The organism is Pseudomonas sp. KH_021 (assembly GCF_057838865.1).
This window is the reverse complement of sequence record NZ_CM174477.1, coordinates 3,623,950-3,649,671: the sequence shown is the minus strand read 5'-3', so window position 1 is coordinate 3,649,671 and position 25,722 is coordinate 3,623,950. Positions and strand designations below refer to the sequence as shown.

Genomic DNA, 25,722 nt, shown 5'->3' with positions numbered 1-25,722 from the left:
TAAGGAAATCACCCAACTATGAGTCAGGTTCCCGCAACACCGACGGTCTTTCACTTGGGCGAGTATGTTCGCGCCGATCAAGCCACGGTCAATGTCAACGCCTTGGCGATGCGGTATGGCTTGTCCGTGTTTGAAGGTGTGCGTGGCTACAAGCAGCAGGATGGACGTGTCCTGCCGTTCATGCTGGACGCGCACTTGCTGCGCTTGCAGAGATCGCTGAAGTTGATGTGTCTGCCCGATCCCGGGGTGAGCCAGATCCCGGACATCATCCAGCAGTTGCTGGCGCGCAATGTCCTGACCGAGGACGTTTATGTGCGGCCCAGTGTCCACGCCGTTAATGCCGGTGACCTGCACGTCGCGCCGGTGTGCGGCATGACCGTGAATATCGGGGCCATGGGGCGCAAAAAGTGGTTCAACAGCGCAACGGGTATGCGTACGACCGTGTCGTCCATTCGCAAGTTATCCCACGACGCGTTTCCCTCAAGCGCCAAATGTGTCGCGGCGTATGCCAATACGTTTATCGCCAGCACGCTGGCCAAGGCCTCGGGTTTTGACGTGCCGCTGCTATTGAATCAGTCAGGCTTCCTGACCGAAGCGCCGACGGCGGCGTTGTTTGTAGTCAAGGGCGATCGCCTGTACACGCCGTTTGAGTCCGATGGGGTATTGCCCAGCGTCACGGCCCATGTCATCGCTCAACTGGCCAAGGGTTTGGGACTCGATGTGCAGCAGCGTCACCTGCGAGCCGAAGACCTGGTCAATGCCAGCGAAGCGTTCTTGTGTGGTACGGGCCTTGAGATAGCGGCCATCGAGTCACTTGAGCAACACCGTATTGGCGATTTTGCCCACCGACCGGTGACGGCACAGTTGTCCAAGGACTATTACACATTGGTGCGCGGCGAAACCACTTACCAGGGAGCTCCTTATGATATTTGACTGGCAACTCTATTTTTCCCAACTGGGCGAAGAGCTCGACTGGCAGCGGCAGGACAAGTGCGCCCAGGCCGCGCAGATGGAGGCGCGGTCGCCGGTGTTTCGCAATATCGACTATCCCCTGGCACTGACGCCACTGGTGGTAAAACGCGAATGGGATCAGCAGCATCAAAGAAACATCGTGAAGTACCTTCAGGTGCTGGAGAAGACCATTGGCCTGTGTGCGCAGCAGCCGGCAATGTCTGCATATCTCGAGCATTCGGAGATGGACCGGGCGTTTATCTGCACGCCCTTGAAGCAAGAGCGCTACATCACAATCTGTCGGCTTGACGGTTATGTCGATCGGTGCAGCGGCGCGTTGAAACTGCTGGAGCACAACACCGACTCACCCGCCGGAATCCTCTTTACGCCTCGATTGAATGCCCTAGTGCGCAGTGTCTGGAAGGCCTTGGGCAGCGGTGCGCTGGAGGAAAGAATCGCGTCCCGACAATTTGATCAGCCCAGCCAGACCCAGGCGCTGTTCGCGTCCTTTGCCTCACGCGGTGCCGGGGCCGAAATGGTTATCTTGCAAGAGCAGGACAAGTCCAATGCCGAGAGCCGTGAAATGGCCCTGGCCTTTAGCGAAGCCGGCTTGCCTACCCGGGTCTTCGACCCTCGGCAGATCGACTTTGATGGTGCTCACGTCAGTGCGGCGGGTCGGCGAATCGACGTGATTTGGAACAAGATCAACACAGTCTATTGGCAGGATTACCTCAAGCGCTTCCCCGAGCAGGCGCAAAAGTGGCAGCAGATTTTTGCCCAGGCCGATGTCTGTCACCTTAATCATTTCGGTGCTCGCCTGGTCACGGAGAACAAGCGCTGTTTGTCATTGCTTCAGGAGCGTCAGTTTGCCCACCTGTTCAGTGAGGAGGAACACCAGGTCATTCACCAGATGCTGCCTTGGGCGAGCAAGTTCGAGCCCGGCAAGACCGTGCAGTGGCAAGGGTGCGACCTGAATATCGGCACATTGGCGCTTGAACAGCGACACGATTTTGTCATCAAGGAGCCTTATGACATCCGTGGCGAGGGCGTCACCGTAGGCCTCGAGTGCACGGCTGCGCAGTGGGCGCAAAAGGTCGAGGAAGCCTTGAGCAAGGGGTTCATTCTTCAAGAGTACATTGCTCCCCTGCAATTACCGGTGTTCAACGATCACCATTGGAACCATGTGCGCCAATGCAACCTGAGCCTGGATACGTTTGTCTTCGACGGCGAGGTGGTGGGCTACGGGGCCAAGGCCAGCACCAAGCACCGCGTGAACCTGTTCAAGGGCGGGCAAAAGATTTCGGTATTGACGTCAGCCTTATGAATCTGGGGAAAGCAATGACCAGTCCGCTGGCTAAAAGCGTCAAGATCAGATTGTTCCTGCATTTTGTAGAGAAGTTCATCGAGGGAGCAGTCGCGCCGTTTTTCATCATCTACCTGTCTCAGCGCCTGGGCGAGCTCACGGTGGGGGCGGCGCTGGTCGGGGTGATGGTGTTGGCCGGTGGGGCCAGCTTGGTGGGAGCGCACTTTGCCGACGCTCGCGGGCGTCGGAGGGCGTTGTTGCCCACGGAACTGATCAAGGCTGGTGTCCTACTCATGCTGGTCGGGCTGTTGCTGCTGGATCGCGGACAGACTCCGGTGCTGGGTTACGTAATGCTGTTCCTGTACGCCTGGGTGCTGGTTTGCAACGGTATCGGCGTGCCAGTCAGCGAGGCCCTGGTGCTCGATGCGGTGCCCCCGGGGGATTTACGCCGGGTATATTCCTACCTCTATTGGATTACCAACATGGCGCGTGGTGTAGGTACGGTAGCCGGGGTGCTGCTGTACGAGTTCAACTTTTCTGCTGTCGTTGCAATGGCTGCGTTGCTGGCGACCGCCGGCGCCTGGGTCGTCGCCTTTCGCTTGGAAGAGACCGCGCAGTTGGGCACTCGACGCCCCGTTCGATTTGTCGAAATGCTCAGTGAGTATCGGGCGATCCTGCAAGACCAACTGATGCTGACCTATGTCGCCGCCACGACCCTGAACTTCGGCATCGCGGTGCAGTTGGCTTACTACGTGGCAGTCCGTTTGAGTCGTGAGTTCGGTACGCAGACGCTGTGGAGCCTAGGTGATTGGCAGCCCGTGATAACCGGCGTGGTGATGTTCGGCATCCTGCGGTTGGAAACCAACGCCATTGCCGTGTGCCTTACTCATCTGGCACAGAAGCTGACCAAGGACATTTCACCGTTGCTGCTCTATGTGGTCGGTCCTGTCGTCGCTACCGCAGGGTTTATGGTGTTGATGGTCAGCAACGATGCCTGGACGTTGGTCGCCGCCATGGCGCTCTACACCCTGGGCGAACTCCTCTATGCGCCGGCCAAGATGGCCTTGATCGCTCGTATTGCTCCGCCGCAGGCCCGCAGCCGTTATGCCGCTGTGCGCGCCTTCGATTTTCGCTTGGCACTGATCCTCGGTGCCGCCAGCGTGGCCCTCGCACCCTTTGTCCCCTCTTGGGCGATGGCCGTGTTGGTGGCGGCAATGGGGCTGGGCGTCATCGTGCTGCTGATCACGGTCGAGCGCAGGCTGCGCATACGAGAGAGCGGGATGTCGCGAGAGGTTTTTGCCGCGACGGCATTAAAACCCCAATAACTGAAATTATCGTGAACAGGTGAAAGGTCATGAATGTAGAAAACAAAAACCTGCTGGTGGTCGTGGCTCATCCCGGAGATTTCGTCTGGCGCTCGGCCGGGGCAATCGCCGTGCACTTGGCCGTCGGTTGGAACGTCGAGGTCGTGTGTGCTTCCCTCGGTTCCAAAGGTGAAGCCGGGGCGTTGTGGAAACAGCCCGGTGCCACGCTCGATACCGTGGCCGCCATCCGCCTGGAGGAGGCTCACCGTGCCGCCGATATCCTTGGCGTGCAACTGCACATGCTCGGCTTGGCCGATTACCCGCTGGTCCTCGAAACAAAGGACACCCAGGCTCTAGCACAACGGATGCGCAGCTTTCGCCCCGCCATTGTACTGACCCATCCACCGGTCGACCCGGGCAATTCAGATCATGTCAACGTCAGTGCCTGCGTCAGGCAGGCCCGGGTCCTGGCGACGGCGCCCGGTTACGGCGCTGACACCATCACGCCACCCAACGTCTACTATTTCGAGCCTCATCAACCGGAACAGAGCGACTTCAAGGCGGACCTGTTTCTCGATATCACCTCGGTATGGTCGATCAAGCGGCGTACATTTGAAGCCATTGCCTCGCAAAAAGGCGTCTGGGACTATTACGAGCGCGTTGCTTTGCAGCGCGGCGCCCAGGCGGGCCGGCGGTCGACGCGGCCGATCCAGTACGCAGAAGCCTATTCGCGGGCGTTCCCCAGCGTGACAGAACTGTTTAGCGAGTGATCATGTACCGCATTCTAGCCAATGAGTCCGTCCAGGCTTTCGTCAATACCCGCCAGGGCGGGAATCGCTCCCATGTGGTGGTGGCCGTCGGAGAGGAGGATCCCGGCTTGATGCGCCATTGCTGCGTAGCGTCTCGGGCCCTGGGCTGTGAGGTTACGCTGGTGTTACGTGCACCTGGCGATGACGCCATGGCCGTGTACTTCTTTGCCGCCGGCCAGGAAATCAGCTTCTGCGGGCACGGTACCCTAGCCGCTCTAGACTGGATGGCCCGTCACGACGGCCTGGTGGGTGCGCGCACGTTACTCTGCCGCACCGCCAGCGTCGAGGGTTTTGCCGAGGCCGATGGCTTGTGTGGTTATTACGAGGAGGAGGGCCAGTACACCGCGCTGCCCACCACCGCTGCGCTGTTGGCCCAGGTGCGCTCGGCACTGGGTTGGGAGGGCGAGGCAACCGACGACTTCACCCTCGCTATTGGTGGGCAGAGTCGCCTCAAGTTATTGGTGCAAGTGCGCGACGCTGGATTGCTGGAGCGCGTCGAAATCAACCCCTGCCGAAGGGACCTGCTCTGCGATCAGTTGCAGGTGACGGGGTTCTACCTCTACTCCCTGGAGGATGCGCAGGCGGTATTGGCCCGTCACTTCCCCCAGGCATATGGCGAGGCCGAGGATGTCGCCACTGGCAACATTGCCCCAACCATCGCCCGGCGCCATCGTTCCCGCTGGCAGAGCGACCGGGTGGGTATTTTCCAAGGGGGCAGCGGCTGCAACCAGTCCCATCTGATCCTGAACACCGAGGCCCGTCGATGGCGGGTGTCGGGGCACGTTCTTCCTACTAGCAATGATTAAAAGGACCTTAATCGATGAATAATCCCGTGTTGATCCTGTGTCGTGAATGGACGCGCGATGTGCGTTGCCTGCATGAAGAACTCCTGCGCCGTGAGCTGGAGGTCCTGGTGTTACGCCCCGCCCAGATACAAGTGAAGGCCGAAGGCCAGGAACTGCAGCTTTGGTACGAGGGCGCACTGCTCAAGCCCGCACTGGTGGTGGGTTGGACGTCGGGGCTGGAGGGCCACTACGGCAATTTTCTGCTCAAAATGTTCAAACAACAGGGGTATACCGTGATAAACGATGGGCCGACCCTGGAAGCGATGCAATCGAAGGCCATGAACTCGGCCTTGCTGGTCAGGCACAACTTGCCCCATGTCTCGGCGCTTATTTGTGGGCGCGATACCCCGGTGCGCTGCATCGTCGAAGCACTGGGCTTACCCTTGGTGTTCAAGCCCGATAGCGGCTCCAAAGGCGAAGGGGTGCGACCGCTCTACAGCGAAGCCGAGGTGCTTGAAGTGCTGGCCAGTGCAACTGACTCACAGGCGCCCTTGTATTTTCAGCAGTTTGTCGACAAGCCCGGGCGGGATATTCGAGTGCAGTGTGCGGACTTCAAGCCGGTCTTTGGCTTCTACCGGTATGCCCAGCCGGGTGCGTTCCTGAGCAATATCGCAGTGGGCGCAAAGATCGTCATGTCCGAGCCATTGCCTGATGAGGCCTATCAACTGGCCGAACGCGCTGCCCGCGCCTTCAATGCCGCGATGGCGGGGGTCGATCTGATTGAAACCACTGAGGGACTGAAGATTCTGGAAGTGAACTCCGTGCCCGGTTTCCAGACCGTTGCCCCCAAGGCCGGGGAGTTCTCCGCGCTGCTGACGCCGCTGTGTGACAAGGCAACGGTAGTTTTTGGCGACATGATCGAGGCGCGCCTCAATGCCGCTGTCACATCGGTGAGTACGGTGGCTCTGTCGGCCTGATATCCCGTTTCGACTCCCCCCTCGGGTGCAATGCCTTGTGCAAAAGGTAACGAGCAATGGCTGTCTATGAAATCTGCGAAACCGACCCCGGACGGCGTGGCGAAGCCTATGGTTTCGCTGCCCGGGACCTTATCCGATCCTTCCTCGACGATGGCCTGGCGCAGGTCAACCGCCTCAGGCGCCTACCATTGGCGCCTGAGGCGGCGGCGGACATCAGTCGCCGGTTTCTGGCGGTGCTGCACGACCATCTTCCCGACCTCGGCCAAGAGGTGCTGGGGCTGGCCAGAGGCGCTGGTATCACCCCAGAGCAAGCCATGCTGCTGCAAATCCGCCGAGAGCTGACAGGCTGGGGCGAAGATTGCACCACCTTGGCGTTCGTTGATCCCGAAGAGGGGGGCACGATCGCGCAGACGATCGATTTGTCCGGTGATCTGCGCGACTACCTCTGCGCCCTGCGTTATCGAGGGGCGACTGAGCACGCAGGGGACATCTTGATGTGGGCCTATGCCGGCTTACTGGGGTATGCAGGCATCAACAGTCACGGTCTGGCGGTAGGCATCAATATGGTGATCAGTGGCGGATGGCGAGTGGGCGTGCCGCCTTACCTGTTAGTGCGCCAACTGCTGGGCAAAACCTCGATTGAGGCTTGTCTTGAAGAAATAGCACGGATACCCCGTGCCTCCTCGCGCAGCTTGACGCTGGTGCAAGGGGAGCGCTTGGTTATCGTGGAGATGACGGTATTGGGGCATCGGGTGTTCGAAGGCTCGCTGCTGACCCACTGCAACCACTTTCTCCACCCGGACTTTATCGGCGAGGAGCTGGTGTCGTCGCAGTCCACCACCTATCTGCGGACCCAAGTGCTCGACAGTGCCTTGTCCCACTGTCCGCGATTGGATATCGCTCGGGCCAGGACCTTGTTAGCCGACCACACCAATAGTCCGGCTTCCATCTGCGCTCACGGGCGCGAATTCAAACAGGGGAAAACAGTCTCGGCACTTGTCATGAGCCCGGCCAAAGGTGACCTGCAGATCTGTTTCGGCAAGCCATGCTCAGCCCCGTTCGAGCGCTTCTCCTTGTAAGCCCATAGCCCTTTATTTCAACTTGATGCTGAATGGAGCAGGACTGATCAATGACTGATGAAAACACGACGCAAGGCACACCCTCGTACTACCGGCGGCATATATTTTTCTGCGTGAACCAGCGTGACAACAACCGCGATTGCTGTGCGCAACGCCAGGGCAAGAGCGGCTATGAGCAGTGCAAGGCGTTCGTCGCCAGCCGTGGGCTGAACGGTCAGGGAAAGGTGCGGGTCAACCAGGCCGGTTGCCTGAGCCGTTGTTCAGAAGGGCCTGTGGCGGTGATTTATCCCGAGGGCATCTGGTACCGCTACGTCGAACCCGGAGATATTGAGGAAATCGTTGATTCGCATCTGAAAAACGGCGACATCGTCGAGCGTCTACGGCTGCTTTAAGCCCCAGGCGGTACTGAAATGATGGTTCAGGTCATGCAGAGCAGGACCTTGCACTTTCATGGACAAATCCTGCCATGGACCGAAGCCTGGGCTACGCCGTACGGCTTTGGCGGTCTGGCTGCCGAGGACTCGGGGTTTTGTATGTTCCAGCGCGGGGCGGTAGACCACGGCCCACGGAGTGCACAGGAAGCGGCTGCGGTAGCCCTGGTGGAAGCGTCCTTGTTGGCGGTAGTGTCGCTGGTCACCGACTCTTCGAGGACTTGCGGCTGTAAATATCCTCGATCAGGTACGGGTAGTAGTACTGGCCTTGTACCGGCGACGGACAATATGTGATGTCCCGCGACCACACCTGATTCGGTCCTTTGGCCGCGTGAGTCGTCGGCGTGGCGTGGCGCCTGGGGCGCTGGCTACGACCACGATGCTGTTGTTGACCCGCTGCACGCAGTCAGAAAAGCCGCTGATCATCGCCGTCGCTCTTGACGGCGTTATCCGCCGTTTGGCCGGCGCGGTCGTCGATAACTACCCAATCCCAAGAACCGCTACTAAGGTTTATCCACCACGTTCATTGGCGGGTATGCACGATGAAAAAGGTTCTGGGTGTCTACGCCAGCCCCGGCCGGCACTGGGTGGGGGATGGGTTTCCGGTCCGCTCGCTGTTCAGTTATGACACGCTGGGTGGTCAGATCAGTCCGTTCTTATTACTCGATTACGCAGGGCCTGCGGACTTCCCGCCTTCCCAATACCGGCGTGGCGTTGGACAGCATCCTCACCGGGGTTTTGAGACGGTCACCATTGTCTATAAAGGCGAGCTCGAACATCGGGACTCCACCGGCGCTGGTGGCAAAATCGGCCCCGGCGATGTGCAGTGGATGACCGCCGCGGCCGGCATACTGCATGAGGAGTACCACTCAGCCGAGTTCAGCCAAACCGGTGGAACCCTGGAGATGGTGCAGCTGTGGGTGAATCTACCGGCAAAAGACAAAATGTCTGCACCTCGATACCAGACGATTCTGGATCGCGATATCCCGCAGGTCAGCCTGCCTGACGATGCAGGTGACGTGCGCCTGATTGCCGGTGAGTACGCCGGACACAAAGGCCCCGCACTGACTTTCACGCCCATGGATGTCTGGGACATACGCCTGAAGGCAGGCAAGCGCCTGTCCTTGCAAGTAAAGGCAGGCCATACCTGTGCAGTCATCCTCCTCAGTGGGGCGGCTGAGGTGAATGGTACCGCTCTGCAAGATGCACAAGTAGCACTGCTTGCGCGAGAAGGCACCGAACTGGTTCTGCAAGCCAGTAGCGATTCAAAGCTGGTTCTGCTCTGTGCAGAGCCCATTGACGAACCCATCGTTGGCCATGGGCCGTTTGTCATGAACACCCAGGCAGAGATAGCCCAGGCCATCACCGACTTCAACAGTGGTCATTTTGGGCAAATCAGCCCCTGATCATTGACGAAGCACCCGTTGCCAACGCTCCGAGACCGTTGGCAGCTCAGCCGTCTTCTCTAAAAAGGAGCACGTCATGAGTACCCCTGCAAACTTCAACAACCAGAGACCTGTTATCGACCCAAACAACGCCGTCATGTTGCTGATCGATCATCAAAGCGGTCTGTTTCAAACGATCGGTGATATGCCGATGCCTGAACTGCGCCTGCGCGCTGCAGCGCTGGCAACGATGGCGACGCTGGCGAAGATTCCGGTCATCACCACCGCTTCCGTGCCACAAGGCCCAAATGGCCCCTTGATCCCGGAAATTCATGAAAATGCGCCGCACGCCCAATACGTGGCACGTAAGGGCGAGATCAATGCCTGGGACAACCCCGAATTTGTGGCCGCCGTGAAGGCCACGGGCAAGAAGCAACTGATCATCGCCGGCACCATCACCAGCGTGTGCATGGCCTTCCCGGCCATTAGCGCTGTGTATGACGGTTATCAGGTCTTCGCTGTGGTGGATGCCAGCGGCACCTACACCAAGATGGCCCAGGAAATCACCCTCGCTCGAGTGGTGCAGGCAGGCGTGGTGCCGATGGATACCGGCGCTGTGGCGTCTGAACTGCAAAAATCCTGGAACCGCGCCGATGCACAGCAATGGGCTGAGGTGTACACCAAGATTTTCCCGACCTATCAGTTGCTGATCGAAAGCTACATGAAGGCTCAATCTGTCGTGAGCAACCATGAAGTATTGGACTCCCAGCGCAAATAGCTGAACCCAATACCAAGGCGGGTCCTTCCCAATCCTGGAGAATGAAAATGTCCACTGCCTATAAACGTCTCGATAAAGATCAAGCGGCCGTGTTGTTGGTCGACCATCAAACCGGCCTGTTGTCGCTGGTGCGCGATATCGACCCGGACAAGTTCAAGAACAATGTGCTGGCGCTGGCGGATCTCGCCAAGTACTTCAAGTTGCCGACCATTCTCACCACCAGCTTTGAAACCGGCCCTAACGGCCCGTTGGTGCCCGAGCTCAAGGCGCTGTTCCCGGACGCCCCTTATATTGCACGGCCAGGGCAGATCAACGCCTGGGACAACGAAGATTTCGTCAAGGCGATCAAGGCCACCGGCAAGAAGCAATTGATCATCGCAGGCGTGGTGACCGAGGTCTGCGTGGCGTTCCCGGCGCTGTCTGCGATCGAAGCCGGTTTTGAGGTGTTTGTGGTGACCGACGCATCCGGCACTTTCAATGCCTTGACCCGTGATTCGGCGTGGAACCGCATGTCGTCCGCTGGGGCGCAATTGATGACCTGGTTTGGCCTTGCCTGCGAGCTGCACCGTGATTGGCGCAACGATATCGAAGGGCTGGGAACGCTGTTCTCCAATCACATTCCCGACTATCGAAACCTGATTACCAGCTACACCAAGCTGACATCCGACTAGCTGACGTCCGACTAGTAGAGCCGGCTTTAGCCGCGATGGCATCACTGCGGTTTGTCTGATGCACCACGGTGAGGCCATCGCAGCCAAGGCTGGCTCCTACAAGGGTAGGAGCCAGGTTTACCGGAATGCCGGACCATCGCGATGGGCGCGGCGCGGTAGCGGGTAGGTCCGCAAGGACGCCCCTTGTCATGAAATGAAAAGCCATTGTCGTCTGATGCGAAGCGTACCTTTGGCCTGCGGCATACATTCCACTCAGCGCATATCGCCGTAACGTATCCAGAACGCTGATTGGAGAATAAGAAGAATGGCCCAAGTCGTACGTTTCTATGAGCCCGGTGGTCCCGAAGTCCTTCGCTTTGAAGAAGTAGAAGTTGGCGAGCCTGGTCCGGGTGAAGTTCGTCTGCGTCATGTCGCGGTCGGCCTGAACTATGCCGATACTTATTTCCGCACCGGCCTGTACCCGGTCCCGATGCCTAATGGCATGGGCGTGGAAGCCGCCGGTGTCGTCGAGGCGGTGGGCGAGGGCGTCACTAATGTGTCCGTCGGTGATCGGGTCACCTACACCGGTTTTCTCAATACCCTGGGCGCCTACAGCACCGAGCGCCTGATCCCGGCCGCGCCGCTGATCAAACTGCCAGAAAGCATCTCGTTCGAGACCGCCGCCGCCATGACCATGCGCGGCCTGACTTCGGCGTACCTGATGCGCCGCATCTACGACTTCAAGGCCGGTGACACCGTGCTGCTGCACGCCGCCGCCGGGGGCGTTGGCCTGATCGTTTCGCAGTGGGCCAAGCTGCTGGGTGTCAAGGTGATCGGCACTGTGTCCAGCGATGCCAAGGGCGAAATCGCTCGGGCTCATGGTTGCGAACATGTGATCAATTACAGCCATGAAGATGTGGCCAAGCGTGTGCGCGAATTGACCGACGGCGTCGGCGTCAACGTGGTGTTCGACAGTGTCGGCCAAGCCACCTTCGAAGGCTCGCTGGACTCGCTCAAGCGTCGTGGCCTGCTGGTCTGCGTCGGTACTGCATCCGGCCCGATCCCGCCGTTCAGCCCGGCACAACTGGCGGCCAAAGGCTCGCTGTTCATGACCCGTCCAGCCCTGGCCGACTACATCGCCGACCCTGCCGAGAAAGCAGACCTGGCCGGTGAGCTGTTCGACCACGTCGGCAGCGGCCGGATCAAGATCGAGATCAACCAGCACTACAGCTTGCAGGACGCCGTTCAGGCCCACCGTGACCTGGAATCGCGCAAGACCACTGGCTCGTCGATCTTCGTTATCTAAGGAGGCTTGCCGCCATGCAAGTCGAACAACTTACCTGCAGCATTGGCGCAGAGCTGACCGGCGTTAACCTGGCCGATGCCATCCATGACGCCGGCCTGTTCGCCGAGATCCGCGCGCAACTGCTCAAGCACCGCGTGCTGTTCTTGCGCGACCAGGACATCAGTCGCGCCGAGCATGTGGCCTTTGCCCAGCTGTTTGGTGATCTGCAGGACCACCCCGTGGCCGGCAGCCACCCCGATCATCCAGGCTTGGTGCAGATCTACAAGAACCCGGACAGCCCGATCGATCGCTACGAGAATTCCTGGCACTCCGACGCCACCTGGCGCGACGCGCCGCCGATGGGGGCCGTGCTGCGTTGTGTCGAGTGCCCGCCGGTGGGCGGCGATACGATGTGGGCCAACATGGTGCTGGCCTACGAGCGCTTGCCTGAGGACGTCAAGGTCAAGATCGAAGGCCTGCGGGCTCGCCACAGCATCGAGGCGACCTTCGGTGCGGCCATGCCGATCGAGAAGCGCCTGGCGCTCAAGGCCCAGTACCCGGATGCCGAGCACCCGGTGGTGCGCATCCACCCGGAAACCGGTGAGAAGATACTGTTCGTTTGCAGCTTCGCCACCCATTTCACCAACTACCACACCGCGGATCGGGTGCGTTACGGCCAGGACTACACCCAGGGCGGCTCCGAGCTGCTGCACTACCTGATCAACCAGGCCAGCATTCCTGAATACCAGGTGCGCTGGAGCTGGAAGCCCAACAGCATTGCCATCTGGGACAACCGCTGTACTCAGCACTACGCCGTGATGGATTACCCCCCTTGCCATCGCAAGATGGAGCGCGCCGGGGTGATTGGCGACAACACCTACTAAGCAACTTCGCTTGCACCCCGCAAGCGCCCGTGCGCAAAGCCTGTCGGACGGGCAACAATAACAAAGGAGACGAAAATGCAATTTTTCGACGATTCGCTGCACCCGGAAAACATGGACAAGGTCGTCATCACCGTCGCGCCTTACGCGCCTCAGTGGATGCCGGAAGACTTCCCGGAAGACATTCCGGTGACCATGGACGAGCACGTGCAAAAAGCGGTCGACTGCTATGAAGCAGGCGCCACCGTGCTGCACTTGCACGTACGTGAACTGGACGGCAAGGGCTCCAAGCGCCTGTCCAAGTTCAACGAGCTGATTGCCGGTGTGCGTGAAGCGGTGCCAGACATGATCATCCAGGTCGGTGGCTCGATTTCCTTTGCCCCTGAAGGCGAAGGCGCGGAAGCCCTGTGGCTGTCCGACGACACCCGCCACATGCTGGCGGACCTGACGCCCAAGCCGGACCAGGTGACGATTGCCATCAACACCATCCAGATGAACATCATGGAGATTCTCTACCCTGAGTTCGTCGAAGGCACCACCCTGGCCGACCCTGTTTTCCAGGCTGCCTACAGCGAAATGACCGTACCGGCCGGCCCAGCCTGGGTCGCCGAGCACCTCAAGCGCCTGCAGGCCAGCAATATCCAGCCGCACTTCCAGCTGACCGGTATCCATGCCCTCGAAACCCTTGAGCGCCTGGTGCGCCGCGGTATCTACAAGGGCCCGATGAACCTGACCTGGATCGGCATCGCCGGTGGCTTCGACGGCCCGAACCCGATGAACATGATGAACTTCATCAACCGCGTGCCGGATCGTTGCACCTTGACCGCTGAATCGCTGCTCAAGAACGTGCTGCCGCTGAACACCATCGCCATGGCCATGGGCTTGCACCCACGCCTGGGTACCGAAGACACCCTGATCGACCAGCACGGCAAGCGCATCTCGTCCGTGCAGCAGATCCAGCAAACCGTGCGCATCGCTCACGAGCTGGGCCGCGAGATCGCCACCGGTAAAGAAGCACGCGACATCTACCGGATCGGCGTGCAGTACGAAACCGTTGAAGAAACCCTGCTGGCCAACGGCATGGCGCCAAACCGCGCCGCCGGTCAGAAGGGCGTTCCACAGCGCGGCTGATTTAGGTTGCGGGGCAGGAAACCGCTGGTATCCTGCCTCCGCCAACCTAGCACGTGTTGAGCAAGACCAAAAAAAACAAGAACAAAACGGGTGTAAAACACCGAGGAGGCAGCATGGCCTATCACCACAGTGCAGTGGATGATGGAGAGGATACTTCGACCGGTATTGCGCGCAAGTATGCGTGGATTGTGTTTGCGTTGACCTTTGGCTTGTTGATTTCCGATTACATGTCACGGCAGGTACTTAATGCCGTGTTCCCGATTCTCAAGAGCGAGTGGGCTCTGACCGACGGGCAGTTAGGTTTGCTCAGCGGTATCGTCGCCTTGATGGTCGGGCTTCTGACGTTCCCCCTGTCGCTGCTGGCCGACCGATTTGGTCGAGTCAAAAGCCTGACGTTGATGGCGTTGTTGTGGAGCCTGGCAACCCTGGGCTGCGCCTTGGCAGAAAACTACCAGCAAATGCTGTTTGCTCGCTTCATGGTAGGTGTCGGCGAGGCGGCTTACGGTAGCGTCGGTATTGCCGTGGTGCTGTCGGTATTCCCCAAGCATATGCGTGCAACCCTGGCCAGTTCCTTCATGGCTGGCGCCATGTTTGGTTCGGTGCTGGGTATTTCCCTGGGTGGTGCGATCGCCGTCAAGCTGGGCTGGCGTTGGTCGTTTGCGAGCATGGCGCTGTTTGGCCTGGTGCTGGCGGCGATTTATCCGATCTTCGTCCGTGAATCTCGTATTGCCCCGCAGCGCCTGGCTGCAGCCGCCAGCAAGGTTCAAGCGGCGGTCAAGCATCCGCTGCATACGATCTACAATACACGCTCGGTCAAACTCGCCTATCTTGCCAGCGGGCTGCAGACGTTTGTCGTCGGTAGCATGATTGTGTGGATGCCAAGCTATTTCAACCGCTACTACGGGCTGGGCGAAGGCAAGGCCGGTGTGCTTGCGGGTGTCATGGTGTTGTGCTGCGGTGGGGGCGCGATCATGTGCGGTATGCTCAGCGATCGACTGTGCCGTCAGTCGCCTGTGCGCAAGGTCGAAATCTCCATTGTGTTTTGCCTGCTGTGTTGCGTGTTGTTCTCGTTGGGCCTGGTGATGCCGGTCGGTCCGATCCAGTTGACGCTGATCGGCATGGCCATGCTGGTTGCAACGGGTATCAACGGCACGACCGTTGCCATGATCGCCAACCTGACCCACTACAAGGTGCACGGTACGGCGTTCGCTACCCTGACCCTGGTCAACAACCTGGTCGGCCTGGCGCCGGGGCCTTTCTTCACTGGCAAGGTGTCCGACATCATTGGACTGCACGGCGCTTTCCAATTGATCCCGATCATGAGCATCGCGTCAGCGGTGGTGTTTTTCTGCATCCGTAGCAGTTATCTGAAGGACATTGCTCGTCCACAAGACGAGAAAGTCGAGAAAAAGGAAGCAACGTCGACTAATGCCAAGATGGAGGCATCTTCGTGACCCAGGTTTTGCGCATTGATGCGTTCTTCGATTTTATCTGCCCTTGGTGCCTGATTGGCAGGCGCCAGTTGGAGCGCGCGCTTGTGCAATTGCAAGCGAGTCGCCCGGAGGTTGAGGTGCAGGTGGCTTGGCATGGGGTGCAATTGTTGCCGCATTTGCCGGTGCAAGGCGTGCCCTTTGTCGAGTTCTATCGTCAGCGCCTGGGCAGTGACGAGGCAGTGCGTGCGCGCCAGGGACAGGTGCGACAGGCTGCGGCGACCGTGGATTTAAGCATTGACTTCAGTAGCATCAAGACCATGCCCAACACAGCCGATGCCCATCGTCTGTTGGAGCATGCCTTTGAGTTGGGCAGCGCAGCGCAGCATGACAGCTTGCTGGAGCGGCTACTGGCCGGTTATTTCAACCTGGGTGAAAACTTGGGCGACCGTGCCACCTTGCTGGCGATTGCCGAGTCCTGCGGTTACTCGCGCGAGGCCTTTGCAGACTGTCTGGAGGGGCCTCACCACCCCTATGACGACGGCGGCATGGGCGCCAAGGGCGTGCCCTATTTCATCTTCAACCGCCGCCAGGCGGTGACCGGTGCACAGCCGGCGGAGATGTTGCTGCAGGCCATGATCCAGGCCCTGTAATCGCCCACGCGGCTTTCCCGATATACCGCGGCGCGACTATCGCGGGTAAACCCGGCTCCTACCAACCCGTGTAGGAGCCAGGCTTGCCGGAGTGCCGGACCACTGCGATGGTCGCGCCGCGCGTTTACCTGATGCACCGTGTTCCGGCAAGTCGGATCGCCGGAACGCCGGTTCAGTGATCCTTGCGCGCGTGGATATTGTGTTCGTGTCGCCAGACGGCGGGCGGCATGCCGAACTGGGCAATGAACCAGCGGGTGAATGAGCTGGGCATGGTGTAGCCGAGCATGTCGGTGATTCGTCCCAGCGAATATCCCGGGTTTTCCATATAGCGAATCACCAGGTCTTTGCGCACGCTACTGATCAGCTCACTGAAACTGACCCCGTCCTCTTCCAGGCGACGTTGCAGGGTGCGCACGTTCATGCCCTGGCTCTGGGCGATCTGTTCAATGGTGGCGCGGCCCATCGGCAGCAGCAGGTAAATGGACTTGCGCACATCGAGCGTTATCGAGTGATCGTTCTTGTCATGCATTGAATCCAGGTAGCGCCGCGCATGCCGGGCCATGGCTTCGTTGGCCAGGGGGTTGGCGGTGTCCAGGTTGGCGGCGGGGCAGACGATGCCATTGAACTCGCAGCCAAACTCCACCTTGCAACCAAAGATTCTTCGATGCACGGACAAGTCTTTCGGCGACTCATGGGTGAAGCAGACACTGGTCGGTTGCCAGTGGGCGCCCAGCAATGCTGAGCAGAATCGGTGCATTACCGCAATCGCCAATTCAATGGATTGGCGATTCTGCATGACCTCTGTCACCAACTCCTCACGAATGATGACGATCTTGTCTGTTTCCTCGATGTAGACCGCCAGCGAGTCGTTGAGCAGGTGGCGGTACTGCACGATCACTTTCAGCGCGTCACGCAGGTTTTTCTGGTGGCTGAGCAACAGGCTCACTTCACCGAAATCCGACAGCTGGCGCAGCTCGGCCATGCGCAGGCCGAAGTTTTCACACCCACTCAGTTGTGCTGCTCGCTCCAGCAAGAGGATGCCAGCGCCCGCCGGGATGCGTTGAGTAGGGTCGCTCAGGTGCGAAGGGCTCAAGCCCGCTTCGGTCAACAGGGTGTTCGGGTTTAGCCGCAGATGGCGAGCCACTTCCCGGAAATTGATCAGTACGGCGGATCGGGCTTGCACAGTCATGGCGTCTATTTATTCCATTGGTCACACATGAGATCTTGCGGCGTCCGCCAGTTATAGAAGTTTGGCCGAGAAATGAAAAGCACCCAGCGGTCATTCAATGGGTCGAATCCAAGGGGTTGTCATCAAAAGAAAAGCAACTGACGTGAAATGTAAAGCGCGGCGCCTAGGCGAATTCTACTGTGCATCTGGCGGGGATCGAATAGTTGGCGACCCCGTAATGCTTGATCGACAGGCGCAACTATCTGGAAGAACCAGCCTGAAAGTCACTCGCATCATCGCCAAGGACCGGGTGTGAGTCGTTGTTAGTACCAAATAAAAAAACAACAAAAAACGGAGACAACGTAATGCTATCCATGACAGGACGTAGCCCACTGCGTCGCAGCCTGCTGGCCAACGCTATTCTGCTTGCCTCGATTCCCGCTGCCCAGGCTTTCGAATTCGATACTGGCAACGAGGACTGGGCCGTGCGCTTCGATAACACCTTCAAGGCCAGTTACGGCCAACGTGTGGAAGGTGAGAATTCGAAGATTGCCAACACGTCCAACTTCAACGACGGCGATAAAAACTTCAGTGTCGGCAGTGCCGTGACCCAACGGGTCGATCTGCTGACCGAGTTCGACGTGATCTACCAACGCAAGATGGGTTTTCGGGTCAGTGCCGCCAGCTGGTATGACAATGCCTATGAGAACGTAGGTTCCAACTCCAACCCGTTCCCTGGGCAGGAGGGCAACGCCGGCAACCTGGTGGCGGCCAATTCGACCGGCACGATTCAGCAGGGCGATTCGCTCAACGGCCGCGTCGCGCAGCGCCACGGCCTGAGCCGCTACACCGACCGTTACTACAACGGCCCTTCGGGAGAGCTGCTCGACGCCTTCGTGTTCTACAGCACCGAAGTGGGCGAGGAGTCGATGTTCAGTGCCAAGCTCGGCCGGCACAACATGTTCTGGGGCGAGACCCTGTTCAACGCCGCCAACGGTATCAACTACGGCCAGTCGGCCCTGGACCTGGCCAAGCTGTACAACGTACCCGGTACCGAAACCAAGGAGCTGTTCCTGCCGCGCAACCAGCTCTCCATGTCGTACACGGTCAACTCCGAACTGGTCCTGGGCGCTCAGTACTTCCTGGAGTTCCGTAACTCCCGGATGCCCGAGGGGCAGACCTACATGGGCGGCTACGACATGCTGGGCGAGGGCGCGAACATATTCTATGTGCCAGTACCCACCGCACTGGGCGGCGCCGGTGCCTTTTACGGTGCACCGCGTGGGCATGACATCAAGCCGCGTAACACCGGCGATTTCGGCCTGATGGCCAAGTGGAGCCCGGAATGGCTGGACGGCACCCTGGGTTTCTACTACCGCAAGACTTCCGACACCCAGCCGATTGTGCTGATCAACGCGCCTAACCTGCATAACCCAGGGCTGGCAGGGCTGGTTGGCACTGAGTACATGGCGGTCTACGCCGATGACATCGACATTTATGGCATCAGCCTGTCCAAGAGTGTGGGCCCGGTCAGCGTCGGCCTGGACGTGAACTACCGCGAAAATATGCCGCTGCTGAGCAACTTCACCACGGTCAACTCGACACTGAGGTCGCAGGCGGACCAAGGCTTGATCAGTGGCGCCAACCTGATCGGCGAATTGCCGGACAACGGTGATACCGGAACGGCCCGCGGCAAGACCTTCCACGTGGTCCTCAATGGTTTGGTGACCTTCGGCCGCACGCCGTTGTGGGATATCTCATCGCTGGCGGTGGAAGGCGCGATGTCCCACCTGGTCAGCGTCGACAAGGGCGAGCAGACCTTCAAGGGTGATTCCAGCTACCGCGGTATCGACAAGGTCGACACCAACGCCTACACCCTGGCGGCCAACTTCACCCCGACCTGGTTCCAGGTATTCCCAGGCGTCGATATGTCCATGCCGATGTCCTACAACGTGGGCCTGAAAGGTAACTCAGCCATCCAGCTGGGCGGCAGTGAAGATGCCGGCAGCTACTCGGTGGGTATCGCCGCGGATGTCTATCAAAAGTACAAGTTCGACCTGAAATACGTCGATTCCTTCGGCGGCTTCAACACCTGTGAAACCGGGTTTGACAACAATACTCCCGGCAGCAGCGGGCAATACCGCTGCATCCCAGGCCAGATCACTTCCCAGGCAGGCCTTGCAGGTCTGCTCAAGGACCGCGGAATGGTCACGGCTTCGTTCAAAACCACGTTCTGATGCTCGATTACAACAACAAAGTGGAGAGAATTCAGATGAGATTCATCAATACCGTGTTGGCAGCTTCCCTCGCAGCTGTGATTGCAGGTCATGCCCAAGCGGCTGTAACGGCTCAAGAAGCGGCCAAGCTGGGTGATAGCTTGACCCTGACGGGCGCCGAGAAAGGGGCCAATGCCGACGGCTCCATTCCTGCCTACAAGGGTGGCCTGACCACTGCGCCCGCCAGTTTCAAGGCCGGTGACGGGATGCGCCCTGACCCCTTTGCCGACGAAAAGCCTGTCCTGGTGATCGATGGCAAGAACGTTGACCAATACGAGGGTATGTTGACGGCGACGACTGTGGAGCTTGCCAAGCGCTATCCCACCTACCATGTCAACGTTTATCCCACTCACCGCACCGTGGCCGTGCCACAGGCAGTGATGGACAATAGCGTGAAAAATGCCACCGGCGCCAAGTCGCTTAACGGTGGCGTGGCCATCGAGAATGTGTTGCCTGGCGTGCCGTTCCCGATCCCGACCTCGGGCGCCGAGGCCATGTGGAACCACCTGCTGCGCTACCTGGGGACCAATCGCGCGGTTAAATACGACTCCTGGAACGTCGATTCGGCGGGCGTGCCGACCCTCTCCACCACCGCTATGTCGTTCGCCAGTTATCCGTTCTACGACGACATGTCCAAGGCGTTCACCAGCACCGACGTGTTCTTCCAGATGAAGCTGTATTACACCGCCCCTGCGCGCCGTGCGGGCGAGGCGATCATGCTCAAGGACACCGCCAACCCACTGGAGCAACCACGTCGCAGCTGGCAGTACCTGCCTGGCCAGCGTCGAGTGAAACTGGCACCGGACCTGGCCTATGACACGCCAAACCCAGGTACAGGCGGTGCCGGCACCTACGATGACGTGTTTGTCTTCAACGGCGCGCTGGATCGCTTCGACTGGAAGCTGGTCGGCAAGCAGGAAATGATCATTCCCTACAACACCTACAAGCTGACCTACGCCACCGACCCCAAGGCGCTCACGACCGCCAACCACTTGGCTTCGGATTATGTGCGCTGGGAAAAACACCGTGTGTGGGTCGTGGAGGGCACCGTCAAGCCCGGCGCACGTCACATCTACCACAAGCGTCGCATGTACCTGGATGAAGACAGCTGGGTTGCCTTGGCGTCCGATCAGTACGACTCGAACGGCAAACTCTACCGTGGCTCCTTCGCCTTCCTGAGCCAGAGCTACGACCAAAAAATCCCCGATACCTCGGCCTTCATGATCTATGACCTGGTCGGCGGCTCCTACAACATCAACGGCATCACCGGCCCTTACGGTGGCATTAAGTACGGTGCGCCTCTGTCCAAGGCACAGTGGGTGCCGGATGCGCTGGCGGGGTCAGGTATTCGCTGAGTAGCGCAGTGACTGGAAGAGGGGCGGCCGGAGTGCCGCTCCTCTTGGGTTACTGACTCCGACGCCTGCTCCTGCAGCGTCGCTTTCCTGGAAGGTGGGGTATGGGTTCCTTGAATAAATTCGTGCAGACGCTGGCGTTTCTGATGCTGGCGCAGCTGTCAGCTGGCGCGTGGGCCGGTGCTTTTGTAGATGTGCTGGAGCTTCCCGCAGCCCCTAGTGCGCTGGCGGTGCGTAGCCCCTTGATCGGCATCGTGCGTGCCGGTGATCGCCTGGTTGCTGTGGGCCAGCGTGGTCATATTCTTTATTCCGATGACGACGGCAAACAATGGTCGCAGGCCGGTGTGCCGGTCAGCAGCGACCTCAATGCGGTCTTTTTTTCGTCGCCCAGCCAAGGCTGGGCGGTGGGCAATGACGGCGTCGTGCTGTACAGCGACGACGCCGGGTTGACCTGGAACAAGCAACTGGACGGCCGCCAGATCGGCGATTTGCTGGTCAAGCATTACACCGCGTTGGTGCAGGCTGAGCCTAATAATGAGCAATGGCCGCTGCTGGTCGAGGAAGGCCAGCGTCTGGTGGAACAGGGTGCTGACAAGCCGCTGTTGGACGTATGGTTCGCCAACGACAAGGTCGGTTATGTGGTCGGGGTATTCAACCTGATCCTGCGCACCGAGGACGGCGGCCAGAGCTGGACACCGTTCCAGGACCGCACCGACAACCCGCAAGGTTTTCACCTCAACGCCATCGCCTCGACCGGTGACGCCCTGTACATCGCGGGCGAGCAAGGCCTGTTGCTCAAGTGGGACGACCGCCTGCAACGCTTTACCGCTCTGCAAACCCCTTATCACGGCAGCTACTTCGGCGTGGTCGGCAAGCCGGGTGAAGTGCTGGCCTATGGGCTGCGCGGCAACGTATTGCGCAGCACCGATGGCGGTGCCAGTTGGAGCCCGATGCAAACCGGGATGCAGGTCAATATCACGGCGGGCATCGTCGATGGCCACGGCCGCTATCGCTTGTTCTCCCAGGCAGGTCACACCCTGACCAGTGTGCCGGACAGCACGAAGTTGCAAGGATTGCCCCAGGCTGACCAAGCCTCGGTAGTCGACGCCGTCCTGGCGGCCAACGGCTCGCTGGTGGTGGTTGGCAGTCGTGGCGCCCATGCATTGGCCGTCGAATAATCATTCAGAGCGAGTACCCAGACATGGGCAATATCAAGCAAGACACTATGCCGGTGATCCGCGACTTGCGTGACTTCGACCGATGCTCCGGCAATCGCCTGGAGCGGCTGGTGTTCAACTACCGTCCGCTGTTCATGCTGCTGATGACGCTGGTCACCCTGGTGTTGGGCTACATGGCCGTCACGCGCCTGGAACTGCGGCCCAGCTTCGAGAAGATGATTCCGCAGAGCCAGCCCTACATCCAGAACTTCCTGGAAAACCGCAAGTCCCTGCGCGGCCTGGGCAACTCGGTGCGGGTCGTGGTGGAAAACACCGAAGGCGATATTTTCGACCCGCAGTACCTGGAGGTGCTCAAGCAGGTCAACGACCAATTGTTCCTCACCGAAGGTGTCGATCGCGCCTGGATGAAGTCGTTGTGGAGCCCGGGGGTACGCTGGACCGAAGTCACCGAAGAAGGTTTCCAGGGTGGCCCGGTGATGCCTGGCACCTACCAGGGCAAACCGGAGGATATCGAGCAGCTGCGCCAGAACATCAGCCGCGCCGGTATCGTCGGCAGCCTGGTGGCCAGCGACTTCAAGTCCACCATGCTGATCGTGCCGCTGCTGGACAAGGCTTCGGCCACCGGCCAGAGCATCAACTACCAGCAGTTCTCGCAGATGCTTGAGACGCAGTTGCGCGACAAGATCGAGTTTGCTGGCGACAGCGCCGCGCGCAAGTCGGGTGAGGAGGGCAAGGGCCCGTACAAGATCCGCGTGATCGGTTTTGCCAAGCTGATGGGCGACCTGATCGACGGCTTGATTCAGGTCATGATGTTCTTCGGCCTGGCGGTGGTCACCTCTCTGGTCATCATCTACCTCTACACCCGCTGCGTGCGTAGCACCCTGTTGGTGGTGGGCTGCTCGCTGATTGCCGTGGTCTGGCAACTGGGCATCGTCGCCTGGCTGGGCTATGCCATCGACCCGTACTCGGTGTTGGTGCCGTTCCTGATTTTTGCCATCGGCGTGTCCCATGCCGCGCAGAAAATGAACGGCATCATGCAAGACATCGCCCGGGGCACCCACAAGCTGATCGCGGCGCGCTACACCTTCCGCCGCCTGTTCATCGCCGGCGTCACGGCGCTGCTGGCCGATGCCGTGGGCTTTGCCGTGCTGATGCTGATCGACATCCCGGTGATCCAGGACCTGGCCATCACCGCCAGTATTGGCGTGGCGGTGCTGATCTTCACCTCCCTGCTGCTGATGCCGGTGGCGCTGTCCTATATCGGTGTCGGGCGCAAGGCTGCCGAGCGCGCGCTGAAAATCGAGACTCGCGCCGACAACCACAAGGGTTTTGGCAAGCTCTGGGACCTGCTCGACCGCTTCACCACCCGCAAGTGGGCCACTGGCGCGGTGCTAGTGGCGACGCTGATGGGGGTGGCCGGCTTCGTGGTCAGCCTGCAACTGAAGATCGGTGACCTGGACAGCGGCGCACCGGAGCTGCGCGCCGACTCGCGCTACAACCTCGACAACGCCTACATCACCAGCCACTACGCGCTGTCCAGCGACCTGTTCGCGGTGATGGTCAAGACCGCGCCGGAAGGCTGCCTGAGCTACCAGACGCTGATCCTCGCGGACCGGTTGGCCTGGGCGCTGCAGCAGTCGCCGGGCGTGCAGGCCACCAGTTCGTTGGTCAACGCCGTGCGCCAGATCACCGCCGGCACCTACGAGGGCAACCCCAAGCTCAACAGCATCCAGCGCAACCAGGACGTACTGAACTACGCGGCGCAACAGGCTTCGGTCAACTCGCCAGAGTTGTTCAACACCGACTGCTCGATGATGCCGGTGATTGCCTTCCTCAAGGACCACAAGGCCCAGACCCTGGACGAGGTGGTGGCCATTGCCGAGCAGTTCGCCAAGGAAAACAGCACCCCGGATCGCCAGTTCCTGCTGGCCGCCGGCACCGCGGGCATTGAAGCGGCAACCAACATCGTGGTGCGCGAAGCCAACCGGACCATGCTGCTGTACGTTTATGCCGCGGTGACGCTGTTCTGCCTGATCACCTTCCGCAGCTGGCGGGCGACGCTGGTGGCACTGCTGCCACTGGTGCTGACCTCGATTCTCTGCGAGGCATTGATGGTGGCCATGGGCATTGGCGTCAAGGTGGCGACCCTGCCGGTGATCGCCTTGGGCGTGGGGATCGGCGTGGACTATGCGCTGTACCTACTGAGCGTGCAATTGCATCACCAGCGCCAGGGTCTATCGCTGGCAGAGTCCTATCGCCGTGCGGTGACCTTCACCGGCCGAGTGGTGGGTCTGGTGGGCATCACGTTGGCCGCGGGCGTGGTGTGTTGGGTGTGGTCGCCGATCAAGTTCCAGGCCGACATGGGTATCCTGCTGACCTTCATGTTCCTGTGGAACATGCTCGGGGCGCTGATCCTGATTCCGGCCCTGTCGTACTTCCTGCTGCGCGGGGCTGAGTTGAGCCGCAAGGCCGTGCTGGCAGAAGAACCGCCAGTCGTCGTCAAAGAGGCCCAGCAAGTAGTCAGGCGTTCTGCCCTGACCCTGTAGGAGCCGGCTTTAGCCGCGATGAACGCGCCGCGATTTGCCTGATGCACCGTAGTGCGCTCATCGCAGCCAAGGCTGGCTCCTACAAAGTGCGATGGCGCCACCGCGGTGTGTCAGGTATGACACGGCTGTGGTGTAGGAGCCGGCTTCAGCCGCGATGAATGCGCTGCGGTCTGCCTGAAAGACCGCGGTGCGTCCATCGCGGGCAAGCCCAGCTCCTACGCGTTGCGGAGCCACCGCAGGGCGTCAGGTACGACGCCTTGCGGGCCGGGTACCCATTCAGTAATGCAGGCAGATCTTGCCGAAGTGCTTGGCGCTCTGTTGATGGGCAAAGGCTTCGGCAATCTGTTCCAGCGGGTAGCTGCTGTCGATTACCGGGCGCCAGCTGAAATTCTCCAACGCACGCACCATGTCCTGCTGCTGTTCGCGGCTGCCGACGATCAGGCCACGCAGGGTCTGTTGCTTGCGCATCATCTCGACCGTAGGCACGACGCCGGACGCGCCCGTCAACACACCGATCAACGCAATGTGGCCCCCGCCAGCACAGGCGCGGATGGATTGGGGCAGGGTGCCCGGCCCACCCACTTCGACCACGATGTCAACACCGCGCCCACCCGTGGCAGCCAGCACCGCGTCGCCCCATTCAGGTGTCTCTTTATAGTTGATGACTTGATCGGCTCCCAATGCCAGCAGGCGTTCTTGCTTGGCCTCGGATGAGGTTGTGGCAATCACTCGAGCGCCCATGGCCTTGGCCATTTGCAGGGCAAAAATGGAGACGCCGCCAGTGCCCAGCACCAGCACGGTGTCGCCAGCTTGCAGGCGCCCGTCCACCACCAGCGCACGCCACGCGGTCAAGCCTGCGGTGGTCAGCGTGGCAGCCTCCTGATGGGTGTAGCCCTTGGGCGCCAGGGTAAACGCATGGGCGGGCATGTTGACCTGTTCAAGGGCAAAGCCGTCCACACCATCGCCGGGGACGGTCTGGAAGGTCGTTGGTACGTTGCGGCCTGATTGCCAGTGAGGGAAGAAGCACGACACCACGCAGTCGCCCACGGCGAACTCCGTTACACCGTCGCCCACCGCGGTGACAACGCCGGCACCGTCGGCCATGGGGATGCGACCCTGCGGGGTTCGGATGTGGCCGATGACGACACCCAGGTCGTGGTAGTTGAGGGAGCTTGCATGGATGCGCACCTGGATCTCGCCGGCCTTGGGCGCGCCGGGGGCGGGTAGGTCGACGAGGTGAAGTTGGTCCAGGCCAGCGGGATGTTGGAGCTGAATGGCTTTCATGGGTCAGTCCGTGCGGTAGGGGGAGCACGGGCTGTAGCTGGTAGGCGATGGTGGGCTTTGAGGGCCTCATCGCGAGCGAGCTCGGC

22 protein-coding genes and 2 pseudogenes are annotated in these 25,722 nt (G+C 60.1%); 20 read left to right on the top strand and 4 right to left on the bottom strand.

Annotation, left to right across the window (positions count from 1 at the left end):
* Nucleotides 1-18: 18 nt before the first annotated feature.
* From AC3IX4_RS16865 to AC3IX4_RS16830, 8 genes are read left to right on the top strand one after another with little or no spacing between them, the layout of a single operon-like run.
* A complete protein-coding gene (locus tag AC3IX4_RS16865) occupies nt 19-933 on the top strand; it encodes an aminotransferase class IV (protein WP_489256559.1) in 915 nt (304 codons plus the stop codon).
* Nucleotides 923-2,275, top strand: coding sequence for a hypothetical protein (locus AC3IX4_RS16860; RefSeq protein ID WP_489256558.1), 1,353 nt, complete (start codon nt 923-925; stop codon nt 2,273-2,275). The genes AC3IX4_RS16865 and AC3IX4_RS16860 overlap by 11 nt, the downstream gene beginning before the upstream one ends.
* A 14-nt stretch (nt 2,276-2,289) precedes the next feature.
* Complete coding sequence (locus tag AC3IX4_RS16855; RefSeq protein WP_489256557.1) at nt 2,290-3,579, top strand: MFS transporter; 1,290 nt, start codon at nt 2,290-2,292, stop codon at nt 3,577-3,579.
* A gap of 29 nt (nt 3,580-3,608) precedes the next feature.
* A complete protein-coding gene (locus tag AC3IX4_RS16850) occupies nt 3,609-4,328 on the top strand; it encodes a PIG-L deacetylase family protein (protein ID WP_489256556.1) in 720 nt (239 codons plus the stop codon).
* A 2-nt stretch (nt 4,329-4,330) separates the two neighbouring features.
* On the top strand, nt 4,331-5,173 hold the full coding sequence (locus tag AC3IX4_RS16845; RefSeq protein ID WP_489256555.1) for a PhzF family phenazine biosynthesis protein: 843 nt from the start codon (nt 4,331-4,333) through the stop codon (nt 5,171-5,173).
* Between the two features lie 14 nt (nt 5,174-5,187).
* Nucleotides 5,188-6,129 carry an ATP-grasp domain-containing protein gene (locus AC3IX4_RS16840; RefSeq protein WP_489256554.1) on the top strand — a complete coding sequence of 314 codons (942 nt, stop codon included), beginning with the start codon at nt 5,188-5,190 and terminating at the stop codon, nt 6,127-6,129.
* A 56-nt stretch (nt 6,130-6,185) separates the two neighbouring features.
* Nucleotides 6,186-7,208 carry a C45 family autoproteolytic acyltransferase/hydrolase gene (locus tag AC3IX4_RS16835; RefSeq protein ID WP_489256553.1) on the top strand — a complete coding sequence of 341 codons (1,023 nt, stop codon included), beginning with the start codon at nt 6,186-6,188 and terminating at the stop codon, nt 7,206-7,208.
* Between the two features lie 50 nt (nt 7,209-7,258).
* On the top strand, nt 7,259-7,600 hold the full coding sequence (locus tag AC3IX4_RS16830) for a (2Fe-2S) ferredoxin domain-containing protein (protein WP_489256552.1): 342 nt from the start codon (nt 7,259-7,261) through the stop codon (nt 7,598-7,600).
* A 108-nt stretch (nt 7,601-7,708) separates the two neighbouring features.
* Here AC3IX4_RS16830 and AC3IX4_RS16825 read toward each other — a convergent pair.
* Nucleotides 7,709-7,869: pseudogene (locus tag AC3IX4_RS16825) on the bottom strand (hypothetical protein); the annotation flags it as partial.
* Nucleotides 7,857-8,045, bottom strand: a pseudogene (locus AC3IX4_RS16820) (IS3 family transposase); the annotation flags it as partial. The pseudogenes AC3IX4_RS16825 and AC3IX4_RS16820, both read right to left, overlap by 13 nt.
* Nucleotides 8,046-8,181: 136 nt before the next feature.
* On the opposite strand from AC3IX4_RS16820, the gene AC3IX4_RS16815 reads away from it, so the two are divergent.
* The 8 genes from AC3IX4_RS16815 to AC3IX4_RS16780 all read left to right on the top strand — a co-directional run bounded on the left by AC3IX4_RS16815 (nt 8,182) and on the right by AC3IX4_RS16780 (nt 15,832).
* Nucleotides 8,182-9,045, top strand: coding sequence for a pirin family protein (locus tag AC3IX4_RS16815; protein WP_489256551.1), 864 nt, complete (start codon nt 8,182-8,184; stop codon nt 9,043-9,045).
* Between the two features lie 76 nt (nt 9,046-9,121).
* The gene (locus AC3IX4_RS16810; protein WP_489256550.1) at nt 9,122-9,802 is read left to right on the top strand and encodes an isochorismatase family protein; all 681 of its coding nucleotides are present in this window, start codon (nt 9,122-9,124) and stop codon (nt 9,800-9,802) included.
* 47 nt (nt 9,803-9,849) lie between these two features.
* Complete coding sequence (ycaC, locus tag AC3IX4_RS16805) at nt 9,850-10,473, top strand: isochorismate family cysteine hydrolase YcaC (protein ID WP_489256549.1); 624 nt, start codon at nt 9,850-9,852, stop codon at nt 10,471-10,473.
* Nucleotides 10,474-10,777: 304 nt separating this feature from the next.
* Nucleotides 10,778-11,758 (top strand): quinone oxidoreductase family protein, encoded by a 981-nt coding sequence (locus AC3IX4_RS16800; RefSeq protein WP_489256548.1) that lies wholly within the window; start codon nt 10,778-10,780, stop codon nt 11,756-11,758.
* 14 nt (nt 11,759-11,772) lie between these two features.
* Nucleotides 11,773-12,621, top strand: a complete 849-nt coding sequence (locus tag AC3IX4_RS16795; protein WP_489256547.1) for a TauD/TfdA dioxygenase family protein — start codon at nt 11,773-11,775, stop codon at nt 12,619-12,621.
* A 75-nt stretch (nt 12,622-12,696) separates the two neighbouring features.
* A complete protein-coding gene (locus AC3IX4_RS16790) occupies nt 12,697-13,749 on the top strand; it encodes a beta-keto acid cleavage family enzyme (RefSeq protein ID WP_489256546.1) in 1,053 nt (350 codons plus the stop codon).
* Between the two features lie 113 nt (nt 13,750-13,862).
* Nucleotides 13,863-15,203 (top strand): MFS transporter, encoded by a 1,341-nt coding sequence (locus AC3IX4_RS16785; protein ID WP_489256545.1) that lies wholly within the window; start codon nt 13,863-13,865, stop codon nt 15,201-15,203.
* Nucleotides 15,200-15,832: a DsbA family oxidoreductase gene (locus AC3IX4_RS16780; RefSeq protein WP_489256544.1), complete on the top strand. Its 633-nt coding sequence runs from the start codon at nt 15,200-15,202 to the stop codon at nt 15,830-15,832. Before AC3IX4_RS16785 ends, AC3IX4_RS16780 begins: the two co-directional genes overlap by 4 nt.
* 172 nt (nt 15,833-16,004) lie before the next feature.
* Here the strand turns inward: AC3IX4_RS16780 and AC3IX4_RS16775 are convergent, their stop codons facing one another.
* The gene (locus tag AC3IX4_RS16775) at nt 16,005-17,021 is read right to left on the bottom strand and encodes an AraC family transcriptional regulator (protein WP_489256543.1); all 1,017 of its coding nucleotides are present in this window, start codon (nt 17,019-17,021) and stop codon (nt 16,005-16,007) included.
* A 353-nt stretch (nt 17,022-17,374) separates the two neighbouring features.
* Between AC3IX4_RS16775 and AC3IX4_RS16770 the strand changes: the two genes are divergently transcribed.
* From AC3IX4_RS16770 to AC3IX4_RS16755, 4 genes are all read left to right on the top strand, one after another.
* Nucleotides 17,375-19,237, top strand: a complete 1,863-nt coding sequence (locus tag AC3IX4_RS16770; protein ID WP_489261307.1) for a DUF1302 domain-containing protein — start codon at nt 17,375-17,377, stop codon at nt 19,235-19,237.
* 35 nt (nt 19,238-19,272) lie between these two features.
* On the top strand, nt 19,273-20,631 hold the full coding sequence (locus AC3IX4_RS16765; protein WP_489256542.1) for a DUF1329 domain-containing protein: 1,359 nt from the start codon (nt 19,273-19,275) through the stop codon (nt 20,629-20,631).
* Between the two features lie 101 nt (nt 20,632-20,732).
* Nucleotides 20,733-21,806 (top strand): WD40/YVTN/BNR-like repeat-containing protein, encoded by a 1,074-nt coding sequence (locus AC3IX4_RS16760; protein WP_489256541.1) that lies wholly within the window; start codon nt 20,733-20,735, stop codon nt 21,804-21,806.
* A 23-nt stretch (nt 21,807-21,829) separates the two neighbouring features.
* Nucleotides 21,830-24,352: an efflux RND transporter permease subunit gene (locus tag AC3IX4_RS16755; RefSeq protein ID WP_489256540.1), complete on the top strand. Its 2,523-nt coding sequence runs from the start codon at nt 21,830-21,832 to the stop codon at nt 24,350-24,352.
* A gap of 276 nt (nt 24,353-24,628) precedes the next feature.
* On the opposite strand, the gene AC3IX4_RS16750 is transcribed toward AC3IX4_RS16755, so the two are convergent.
* The gene (locus AC3IX4_RS16750) at nt 24,629-25,636 is read right to left on the bottom strand and encodes a zinc-dependent alcohol dehydrogenase family protein (RefSeq protein WP_489256539.1); all 1,008 of its coding nucleotides are present in this window, start codon (nt 25,634-25,636) and stop codon (nt 24,629-24,631) included.
* Between the last annotated feature and the right edge of the window lie 86 nt (nt 25,637-25,722).

Coding starts and splice junctions, on each gene's coding strand:
- AC3IX4_RS16865 (WP_489256559.1), top strand. CDS start 19: ATGAGTCAGGTTCCCGCAACACCGACGGTCTTTCACTTGGGCGAGTAT.
- AC3IX4_RS16860 (WP_489256558.1), top strand. CDS start 923: ATGATATTTGACTGGCAACTCTATTTTTCCCAACTGGGCGAAGAGCTC.
- AC3IX4_RS16855 (WP_489256557.1), top strand. CDS start 2,290: ATGACCAGTCCGCTGGCTAAAAGCGTCAAGATCAGATTGTTCCTGCAT.
- AC3IX4_RS16850 (WP_489256556.1), top strand. CDS start 3,609: ATGAATGTAGAAAACAAAAACCTGCTGGTGGTCGTGGCTCATCCCGGA.
- AC3IX4_RS16845 (WP_489256555.1), top strand. CDS start 4,331: ATGTACCGCATTCTAGCCAATGAGTCCGTCCAGGCTTTCGTCAATACC.
- AC3IX4_RS16840 (WP_489256554.1), top strand. CDS start 5,188: ATGAATAATCCCGTGTTGATCCTGTGTCGTGAATGGACGCGCGATGTG.
- AC3IX4_RS16835 (WP_489256553.1), top strand. CDS start 6,186: ATGGCTGTCTATGAAATCTGCGAAACCGACCCCGGACGGCGTGGCGAA.
- AC3IX4_RS16830 (WP_489256552.1), top strand. CDS start 7,259: ATGACTGATGAAAACACGACGCAAGGCACACCCTCGTACTACCGGCGG.
- AC3IX4_RS16815 (WP_489256551.1), top strand. CDS start 8,182: ATGAAAAAGGTTCTGGGTGTCTACGCCAGCCCCGGCCGGCACTGGGTG.
- AC3IX4_RS16810 (WP_489256550.1), top strand. CDS start 9,122: ATGAGTACCCCTGCAAACTTCAACAACCAGAGACCTGTTATCGACCCA.
- ycaC (WP_489256549.1), top strand. CDS start 9,850: ATGTCCACTGCCTATAAACGTCTCGATAAAGATCAAGCGGCCGTGTTG.
- AC3IX4_RS16800 (WP_489256548.1), top strand. CDS start 10,778: ATGGCCCAAGTCGTACGTTTCTATGAGCCCGGTGGTCCCGAAGTCCTT.
- AC3IX4_RS16795 (WP_489256547.1), top strand. CDS start 11,773: ATGCAAGTCGAACAACTTACCTGCAGCATTGGCGCAGAGCTGACCGGC.
- AC3IX4_RS16790 (WP_489256546.1), top strand. CDS start 12,697: ATGCAATTTTTCGACGATTCGCTGCACCCGGAAAACATGGACAAGGTC.
- AC3IX4_RS16785 (WP_489256545.1), top strand. CDS start 13,863: ATGGCCTATCACCACAGTGCAGTGGATGATGGAGAGGATACTTCGACC.
- AC3IX4_RS16775 (WP_489256543.1), bottom strand. CDS start 17,021: ATGACTGTGCAAGCCCGATCCGCCGTACTGATCAATTTCCGGGAAGTG.
- AC3IX4_RS16770 (WP_489261307.1), top strand. CDS start 17,375: ATGACAGGACGTAGCCCACTGCGTCGCAGCCTGCTGGCCAACGCTATT.
- AC3IX4_RS16765 (WP_489256542.1), top strand. CDS start 19,273: ATGAGATTCATCAATACCGTGTTGGCAGCTTCCCTCGCAGCTGTGATT.
- AC3IX4_RS16760 (WP_489256541.1), top strand. CDS start 20,733: ATGGGTTCCTTGAATAAATTCGTGCAGACGCTGGCGTTTCTGATGCTG.
- AC3IX4_RS16755 (WP_489256540.1), top strand. CDS start 21,830: ATGGGCAATATCAAGCAAGACACTATGCCGGTGATCCGCGACTTGCGT.
- AC3IX4_RS16750 (WP_489256539.1), bottom strand. CDS start 25,636: ATGAAAGCCATTCAGCTCCAACATCCCGCTGGCCTGGACCAACTTCAC.